Origin of the sequence: Limosilactobacillus avistercoris (assembly GCF_014836425.1) — a bacterium.
Taxonomy (GTDB): domain Bacteria; phylum Bacillota; class Bacilli; order Lactobacillales; family Lactobacillaceae; genus Limosilactobacillus; species Limosilactobacillus agrestimuris.
Genome location: NZ_JACSQW010000036.1, coordinates 1 through 8,932, shown reverse-complemented (window position 1 = coordinate 8,932; position 8,932 = coordinate 1). Strand labels below are relative to the sequence as shown.

Sequence of the window (8,932 nt, the reverse complement as noted above, 5' to 3'; positions counted from 1 at the left end):
GGCTCAAAACACAGCAACTAATTGTTGATGCTGTTTTGAATAAAATTCCCTTTGTCGAAAGACATTGGGAATTTTTTTATTTTGGCATTACCTTTTGATTAAAAGGTAATATTTAATTTTCAAATGCAATCTTGAAAATTAAATCAATAGTTATTAGGAAATGTGTTCCTAATGCCCTCGGCTAGAGCGACCGTCAAAATGGATTACTCCATTTTGACTAGGGAGCTAGTAATATGGATATTCTACCCATTTTACTAAACTATCGTTATGATATAATGATGTATGAAGTATGAAATAAGGTGGCACCGATAATGGCAATTAAATGTACGGTAACAACTGACCTGCAAGCTAAAGATACGAATGGCTATTCTGGTATTCAAAAGCATGTTGAACATGACGAAAAGATTAATCATACTAACAAAGATATTGTGTTTAGCGAAACTCAATTTAATCAATACAATGAATCTCAACAAACGCGAGAGGCCATCGACAAATGGAACGATGAACATTTCCGGGACTATGTTGAGGAACATGATAAGCACCAACGAGCAAAAGGCCACGCTGAACGGCAATACGGTAGTGTTAAAAACTACCTTAAACGGAAGAAGAAAGCCACTGCGGTGCTGACCATTGGTAACATGGCTGTCCAAAGTGCTTTAATGAAACAATTCTGTCCGGTAACCTCATATCAAAAAGAAAAGTTACCAGACGGCACAACTCATTTGGTCTTTAAGTTAAAAGACCAACAAGGTCAACCAATCCCAGATAATATCGCTGTCGCTAAGCAATTCTATGGCTGTTTTAATCGAGCATTGATTCACGCCACTGCTAACAATGTGGGGTGGAAACCTAATAAGACTCATCAGCAACGCATTAACGTCGGTGACTACTTACATCGAGGCCGCTACGCCACTAACAATGATGAAATGGGCATTTCCCACATTCATTATGAACTAGCGACTTTTGGTATGACCCGGGGCGGCAAAAAACGGGCGGCACACGTTACTAATTCCCTTAATCAGGCCCTAGTAAGCCTCCATCAAGCGGTCACCGGCAAAACGGTTTCTGGGCGTGCAGCCATCAAATGGTATCGAACTAATATGGACCAGTTCGCCCTGAAATGCTTAGAAGATGAGCTCCATCAGACCTACCAAGTCCCTGAAAATAAAAAAATCCTCGATTTTGAACGCAAAACCGAAGATGATAAGACGCTACAAACGGGATTAAGCATGGAACAACTCAAAGCCCAACATCAAGAAATCGCTGATCATCAAAAAGCAGTTAACGCCCTGCAAGGTCAAGCCGACAATCTCAATAGCCAAAATCATGACATTCAAGTCCAAGTTGAACGGGTGACCAAGAATCTGAAGGCCATCTATGAAGCCACCACAGGCCATCAGGCGGTCGATAAAGATGGCAACGACTTATCACCCTTAGAAATGGCCAACGGCATTACAGGGACTGTGAAGAGCGCTCAGGAGGGCCAGCAACAAGCCGAACAGGATGCTAATGCAGCAAAGGCACAACAAAAAGCCGCTGAAGAGCAACAGAAGCAACAAGAACAGCAATTAGCTCAGCAACGACAACAACTCCAAACCCTGCAAAACCAGCTGAAAGACGCTAACGACCAACTTAAAGAACGGAAACAACAACGAATTAAAGCAGCGCAACAGGAAATCGATCAAAACGACTTAACTTACAGCGATGACCAGTCAATCACAGTAAACGAAGATAACGTCGCTGAAATGGAACAAGAGCTCGACAGCTGGCGTCAAGAACAGCGTGCTGATTGGGAAAAAGACAAACAAAACCATCAAGATGAACTGGATAATCTAAACCAGGAGATAACTACTGCTCGTACTAAAAAGGCTGAATTATCAAGTACCAATCAGCAATTAACCACTCAAAATCAACAACTCCAGGCCACTAACAAAACAGTTCAGAATCAAATTGACGGTTACAAGAACCAACTAATTAATACGATTGTCGAAAATGACCCGACCCACAAGGTTGAGCAACCACTTCTCCAACCAAACGAGGTAGCTCAAGAAATTCAAACTGATACTGGCCGGCAACAACACTTCCGACAAACCCTTAAATACCTAATGGACACGGCTACTAAATCCCTACAAAAGATTAAAAATAAAGCCACCGAATTCATCAAACAAGTAACCAAAACACTCACAACACCATCTACTAAAGAATCAAACCAACCAATATCAAACCTGCACAGTGCCCAGCTTGACACAAACAGTATTCGACCCTCAAAACACCCCTTCGATCATCATAAAGAACGCCAACTCGAAAATGACCCTATTATCAAACTAAAAAAGGCCATACTACTAGCCAATAGCCAACAATTAAAACAGGCTGACAAACAAATCAAAAATTCAATCACCAAACAAATTGATAATGATTACCAATTCTAAAAGGACACTAAATTAACACTAATCATTATTTCCATCTATAAGGAAGAGCAAGCTTCCGCAAGGAACTTGCTCCAGCTTGCTCTCTCGATACCTAGCCTAAACGTGGCTAAAAGTATCGAAAAAGCATTGCTCTCTCAGTCAACCCCAGAGTATTAATGGTCAATCGACAATGTAACATTATCAACTCACTATTAACACTCTAGCAGACAGTTCAAACGCACCCCGCCCTTGTCCTTGTTTACCTCAGGGTTGGTTTTAGGCTTTCTCTACTTTCAAAGAGAATCTTCTGCGAGGACCCGAAGAACTCGCATAGTAAACAAGGTTGTCTGTAGCATTTCCGAGGCTTCCTATGCCACTCTTTTAGTATTATGTGATAAATACTGGGATTGGCATTCCCATGGTTGTTAACTACAATTCCTACACGTCCAAGGAATCACGGGCGATTTCGAGATGCGACTACGATGCAGTGCCACTGCTGGCGAGTTTACCGGGTGCGACCCAAAGAAAAAGCCACCTAGCAATTAACTAGGCGGCTTAGTGTTTTTCGGGTTTGATTTCATTGATAGTTTTATGCTGCTATATCTTGAAATATCGGTCAATTTCTTCTAAAATTAATTGTATTAAAAGAAATGACAACCCCGATTGACTACTTGGTCTAGTTAATCGGTAGCTCGTTAAAGTACGCCAATACTTTAACGGGCTTTTTCTTTACTCAGATTTATTTAACTGTTTGTAAACGAAAAATGCTTACGTGTCTAAGTATAACCGTAGTTATCCTCAAATAGCAATAGCAATCACAAGGATATGCTAGAATTAGCCTAAAGGAGGCTAAATCATGAGTAAAAGTAAAAGTAAAACATATACAACCTCAGAATTAGCAAGGTATTTTAACATCTCTGTAGTTTCAGCCTCACGCTTCATAGTAAAACACAAGTTAAAGCCAGTTAAAACTGGTCAACATAATGCTAAATACTATAGTGACGCGGTTTTTCAGCAAATGGAAGAGTATTATCAGGATAAGCCTAAAACACAAGAAAAACAGACTTATCCAGCAACTAAAGACACAATTATTGAACAATTAAAGGCCCAAATCCAAGAACAGGCTGCAACAATTGAACTACTCAAACAGCAATTAACTGTAAAAGATGAACAGATTGCAACGGCTAATAAACTGGCTGATCAAGCTCAACAATTGGATTTAACAACACACAAACAACAAAAGTCATTACCGCAACCATTGAGTAATTCTAACGAAACTGTTAAACATAGTTGGTTTTGGAAAATAACACATTAGAATCTTTCATAGCTTGATTCCTTCTTAAAGTACACTAACAACCCTATCTAACTACATTAGTTAGTATACAAACACGCTGTACCATTACTTGTGCACGTTTACCAAACATCATCCAAGTGGTTAGCCCGACCATCAGAATTGCTAATACCAGGACCGATTGATAATCAGCCCAGCTGACTGTGCCCCCAAAAGTGGCCCCATTACTCAAAGAGGCAGCAAAGTCCATCACAAAGTGAATCAACATAACCAACCATAATTGCCCAGTATAGAGAAAAATCAGGGCAAAGAAAATTCCCGAAACGGTTGTAAAGCAAAACTGATGGCTCTGGTGCAAAGTTTGCCTAGCAACTTCATTCTAGTATACTGAGTGACAAGAAACGAGGGATTGTGCGCATGAATTACTTTAAGGGACGCCACTTTCAAAAGGACATCATCTTAGTAGCCGTTGGCTACTATTTCAGATTCAGTCTCAGCTATCGTGACATCGTTGAATTGCTTCGGGATCGGGGTATCACTGTTCATCACACCACGGTCATGCGTTGGGTTCATCACTATGGCCCCATCTTTAAGGCTCTATGGCGTCGGCATCAAACAGCTCACGCTAAAAGTTGGCGAATCGATGAGACCTATATTCGAGTTAAAGGCCGTTGGGCCTATTTATATCGCGCTATTGACAGTAACGGTTTGACCATGGATTTTGAGCTACGAAAACACCGCGATTATACCGCATCCTATCACTTTTTGAAGCGTCTCTTGACGACCAATGGTCGGCCTGATCGATTAGTCACTGATCAATATCGGGCAACACTGAAAGCAGTGAAGCACCTGATAAAGCAAGACTATTTGAGCAAATCAGCCCACCAATGTTCCAAATATCGAAATAATTTGATTGAACAGGACCACCGATTCATTAAACGTCATCGTGTCCGCTCAGCAAGCTTTCAAAGCATTCGAACCGCTAGTGCAACGTTGAGCGGTGTGGAAATTGTTCACGCAATACGCAAAAGAACCCGACGAGAGTTAAGTCTCATCGGGTTCTCAGTCGTGGACGAATTAGAAGCATTGTTAGCTGCATAACCTTCAACATAGGATCAATAGCTGGTTAGATGGTCATCTCTCACACTGTTTGCACCAGATCCTTCCTGGGAAATATTTTAACTTGGACCTGCTGTTGGGCAACGGTATCAATGAAGTGCTTGTCATGTTCGACAAACAGCAGGGGCGGTTGGTAATCCTTAATTAGCTGGATTAATTGTTGTTGGTTATAGGTATCAAGATAATTCAATGGCTCATCCCAGATATAGAGTTGTGCAGGGGTAGCCAGTGACCGGGCAAGCTCAACCTTCTTTTGCTGGCCCATGCTCATTTGCTCAATTGGGACGTTAAACGTTGACCGTTCCATTCCTAACTTCCGTAAAATATTGAGAAGGAGGTCGTAAGCAATGTGCTGTTCGCTGGAAAATTCCTTTAATAATCCATGGTTAGTAGTGTAATCTTGGCGAACATAGCTAACTTTGATTCCATTTGCTAGGGTAATTTTTCCAGAATATTCGCCTGCAAAGTTATTGCGGATTGCATGAATGAGACTTGACTTGCCGGCACCATTGGGACCAACTAGTGCTACTTGGTCATGAGCGGTGACTTTGAAGCTTAGAGGTTCAAAAAGCTGCTCACCGTTAATCGTTAGTATAACCTGGTCAACAGTTAATAGTGTTTGATGGTGACTAGCTACCAAGTTAAGCGGTAAGCGATCCACCTCCTCCACTTCTTTTAATAGTCCTTCACGATTGGTAATTGCCTGACTCAGGCGATTAGTAGTAGAAACCGTCTTTTTCATCATTTTAGCGGCTTTAGCACCAATAAAACCCTTGTCAGCGTGGGAGTTGTTTTTCTTTTCTCCCTCAGCACGTTGGGCCCACTGCTGTCGCTGCTGACGGGTCTTTTTCAGTGCCTTAATTTCCGACTTAAGCTGCTGGTTGGTGGCTAGTGCCTCCTTATCACGCCGCCGCTTTTGCTGGAAGTAGGTTGAATAATTACCGTGACTGAGGACTAGCTGGTAGCGTTCGATTACGAGAGTGTGGTTAATTACCTGGTCAAGGAAGTCTTGGTCGTGGCTGGTAATAATAAAACCGCGCTGTTTACTAGTAAGATAGTCCGCAACTTGCTGCCGGCCAAGCTGGTCGAGGTGGTTAGTTGGTTCATCGAGTAGTAAGAAGAGACCATCCTGGGCAAAGAGGGTGGCTAGCTGGACCTTTGTTTGTTCACCGCCACTCAGTGTTTCGTACGGTTGCCACATTAATGCCGGGTCAACGCCCATTAGATTTAGTTCCCGTTCAATCTGCCACTGTTCTAGTGCCGGATCATTAACGGTTGCTAATAGGGCTTCACCTGCGAAGGCAGTTGGCTCACTAATGGCTAAGGGAAAGTAGCCGAAATTTAGTTTGCTGGTGACGGTACCAGTGTATTTAACCTTTCCACGGAGGATCTTCATCAGGGTAGTTTTACCTCGCCCGTTTCTCCCGAGTAGGCCTAGTTTCCAGTCGCTATTTAAATCCAAGTTACAGTCGGTGAATAATTGTTCTTGGCCAGGATATGCAAAGTTAAGGTTACGAATCGTAATTGGTTCCATTTAATAATCACGTTCCTTTCAAAGAGGCACGCAAAAAGGCCCACCCCGAGTAGGACAGGCCTTTAAAAGAGCGGCACTAAGCCACTAATTAATGGTACCAATAATTGAAATAATAATTCTACTCGAGGAGCCAATTCGCGCATGGTGCTGAATTAGCTGCGTTAACTTGTGTAGAATTAAAACTTCAATGGTTGATCCCTCCGCTTAATTGATATTGTCAGCTTAACAGGCCGACAATTATTTGTCAATTACTTGTTAAGTTCACCATCGGCAATCTTGTCTAATAATGGACGAGATGGGATGAAGAAGAGTTGACCAGATAAAATGTCAGAGAAGGTAAGCAGGTAGTCACCATTCTTTAATATGTTTTCCAGCATCAACTTGGTTACTTTCCAATACCGGGAGTAGCCAATGAAGTAGGTCCCAGTAATGCCGGAAGGGACCTGTTGCTATTTTTCGTTGTAGATACCAGTTACTTTAAAGGTTAATATGATGCATGAAAGTGATACCAAAAGTCCTTCTTAATAAGAATATCATTTTTCAATGTTCCTTGGGATTTACGTTCAAAGATAGAATTTAACCTCTAATATAAAAACTGGGTCCATTTTTAATAAATAACCCCTAAAGAATGTTGCTATGTCAAGCCCCTGTATTCTACAATCAGAATATAGGGGCTTTTAATTTATATATACAAAAAGTAGCCCCTAAATAAGGAGCAAAAATTACTATGAAACAGCTTGTATTACCTATCAAAGATACCAACGTCCTCCACGAAGTTGAAGATACTTTACTCCATAATTTTCGTGAAGGACGCCGGAATTACACAATTTTCCAGGTTGGCAAGGCCACTCTGCTTCGAGTGAGTGATGTGTTGGCTCTCAGACGCAACGAAATCTATAAAACTGATGGGGACATCAAGAAAAATGCTTATATTCGCGATAAAAAGACCGGAAAACCTAATATTTTATACCTTAAACCAGTAAAACAAGACTTAATCGACTATTTTAACTGGCTAAACGAGCAAAACATTCAATCGGAGTGGCTTTTTCCCTCCTCACGGGACCATTCTCGGCATATCACAGAAAAGCAGTTTTACAAAATCATGGCTAAAACTGGCGATTTATTGGGAATTAACTACCTCGGGACCCACAGCATGAGAAAGACGGGCGCCTATCGAGTTTACACGCAAACCCATTACAATATTGGCCTGGTGATGAGCCTTCTAAACCATACATCTGAAGCTATGACCTTAAAGTATCTGGGATTGGACCAAGTTAGCCGTGAAAAAATGCTCGATGAAGTTAATTTTGATTAAGCAGTAACCTCACAATCTCACTCGTTAATCAGGTTAGGTTTAGTCATAAACCGGTCTGATTAACGAGTCCAGCAAGCGGTAGCGCGGTAGAATACCAAATATGTTCTATTTTTTTGATTTTGTGTGTCATTTGTCATACAATATAGGCGAGGTGATTAGTATGGACGCAAGAGTAGATAGTCGTATCCCAGTTGACGTTAAAGAAAAGGCTAGCAAAGAGTTAGCCGCTCATGGGCTATCCATTTCTAGTTTTATTCGTATGACCTTATCTTCTGTAGCTAACGATGGCCTACCAAAGTATTGGGGTATTCCTAATGCAGAAACCATGTCATCAATTAACGAAGCAGTTGATGATTTAAGCAAACACAAGCTAAAAGGCGCTTCTTCTTATAATGAACTGGAGAAATTGTTAGATGAGTAAAGTTATCCCAACCAACCATTTTAAGAAGCAGCGTAAAAAGGTAAAGAAGAACCCACGTTGGCATAGTATTTTCCATGGAGAAGTTCCATTTCCAGATGACCATCGCTCGCCATGGGAATATGTAATTAATTGCTTTCTAAATGATAAACCAATTCCCGATTATTTTTACGAACACTCAATTACTTTGACGGCACAGCAAAAAAGCCAAATTAAGAATCGTTTGGGTTCCCTTAGTCAGGTTGAAATTAAAGGATTAGACCTTCACTTTGACGGTCATAATGGCGACCATTTATTGCTATATATTCGAACTAACCAAGGAATCGTTTATTTAGTTGGTATTGGGACCCATTCTGACTTATTTTAATTATATTTAGAAAGAAGTTTTACCCATGATGTCTCCAAAAAGCATTGCTCGTTGGCAAGAACTGAAAGCCAAGAAGTTAAGCGGCCGCACAGTTCCAGAAGATATGGAATATAAGAAACTGCAAATGAAACATGACGCTGACGTTTTAGCATTAAACGAACTAAAATGGAAAGCTGAATTAGCCGAATCTATCATGCTTTCATCAATGAATAACAGCAACACTAAGTCTGTGTTAGATGATGTTATTCAATCCGAAATTGGCGAGAAAAAGAAGCCATATTCTCGGAAAGATATTGCTGATTTTGTGACTGACTTTTTAGCAAAAGCTAAACAAGAAGTGACTACACAAAATCACAAGCAGCCATTGGGAAGTAATCCATTAAATAATAATGAATTACCCAATGGCTCAAAACACAGCAACTAATTGTTGATGCTGTTTTGAATAAAATTCCCTTTGTCGAAAGACATTGGGAATTTTTT

At 40.9% G+C, this 8,932-nt stretch carries 9 protein-coding genes and 1 pseudogene; 7 read left to right on the top strand and 3 right to left on the bottom strand.

Annotation, left to right across the window (positions count from 1 at the left end; genetic code table 11):
* Window positions 1–311 precede the first annotated feature (311 nt).
* Both H9564_RS08760 and H9564_RS08755 read left to right on the top strand, forming a co-directional pair.
* Entirely contained in the window at window positions 312–2,429 is a 2,118-nt protein-coding gene (locus tag H9564_RS08760) for a replication protein (RefSeq protein WP_191685090.1), read from the top strand.
* 835 nt (window positions 2,430–3,264) lie between these two features.
* A complete protein-coding gene (locus tag H9564_RS08755) occupies window positions 3,265–3,723 on the top strand; it encodes a DUF536 domain-containing protein (RefSeq protein ID WP_099980036.1) in 459 nt (152 codons plus the stop codon).
* 43 nt (window positions 3,724–3,766) lie between these two features.
* Here the strand turns inward: H9564_RS08755 and H9564_RS08750 are convergent, their stop codons facing one another.
* Complete coding sequence (locus H9564_RS08750; RefSeq protein WP_225209635.1) at window positions 3,767–4,057, bottom strand: CPBP family intramembrane glutamic endopeptidase; 291 nt, start codon at window positions 4,055–4,057, stop codon at window positions 3,767–3,769.
* A 59-nt stretch (window positions 4,058–4,116) separates the two neighbouring features.
* Here H9564_RS08750 and H9564_RS08745 point away from each other — a divergent pair, with 59 nt between their 5' ends.
* Window positions 4,117–4,800 carry an IS6 family transposase gene (locus H9564_RS08745; protein WP_087216345.1) on the top strand — a complete coding sequence of 228 codons (684 nt, stop codon included), beginning with the start codon at window positions 4,117–4,119 and terminating at the stop codon, window positions 4,798–4,800.
* 40 nt (window positions 4,801–4,840) lie between these two features.
* On the opposite strand, the gene abc-f is transcribed toward H9564_RS08745, so the two are convergent.
* Together abc-f and H9564_RS08735 are read right to left on the bottom strand one after the other, a co-directional pair.
* Window positions 4,841–6,352 carry a ribosomal protection-like ABC-F family protein gene (abc-f, locus tag H9564_RS08740; protein WP_191685089.1) on the bottom strand — a complete coding sequence of 504 codons (1,512 nt, stop codon included), beginning with the start codon at window positions 6,350–6,352 and terminating at the stop codon, window positions 4,841–4,843.
* A gap of 248 nt (window positions 6,353–6,600) precedes the next feature.
* Window positions 6,601–6,780 (bottom strand): annotated as a pseudogene (locus H9564_RS08735) (Dyp-type peroxidase); the annotation flags it as partial.
* Between the two features lie 299 nt (window positions 6,781–7,079).
* Here H9564_RS08735 and H9564_RS08730 point away from each other — a divergent pair.
* The 4 genes from H9564_RS08730 to H9564_RS08715 all read left to right on the top strand — a co-directional run bounded on the left by H9564_RS08730 (window position 7,080) and on the right by H9564_RS08715 (window position 8,876).
* On the top strand, window positions 7,080–7,667 hold the full coding sequence (locus tag H9564_RS08730; protein ID WP_191685088.1) for a tyrosine-type recombinase/integrase: 588 nt from the start codon (window positions 7,080–7,082) through the stop codon (window positions 7,665–7,667).
* A gap of 160 nt (window positions 7,668–7,827) precedes the next feature.
* Window positions 7,828–8,088: a type II toxin-antitoxin system RelB/DinJ family antitoxin gene (locus H9564_RS08725; protein WP_003672432.1), complete on the top strand. Its 261-nt coding sequence runs from the start codon at window positions 7,828–7,830 to the stop codon at window positions 8,086–8,088.
* Window positions 8,081–8,452: a type II toxin-antitoxin system RelE/ParE family toxin gene (locus H9564_RS08720; RefSeq protein WP_191685087.1), complete on the top strand. Its 372-nt coding sequence runs from the start codon at window positions 8,081–8,083 to the stop codon at window positions 8,450–8,452. Before H9564_RS08725 ends, H9564_RS08720 begins: the two co-directional genes overlap by 8 nt.
* 25 nt (window positions 8,453–8,477) lie before the next feature.
* Window positions 8,478–8,876 carry a replication protein gene (locus H9564_RS08715; RefSeq protein WP_191685086.1) on the top strand — a complete coding sequence of 133 codons (399 nt, stop codon included), beginning with the start codon at window positions 8,478–8,480 and terminating at the stop codon, window positions 8,874–8,876.
* Window positions 8,877–8,932 lie beyond the last annotated feature (56 nt).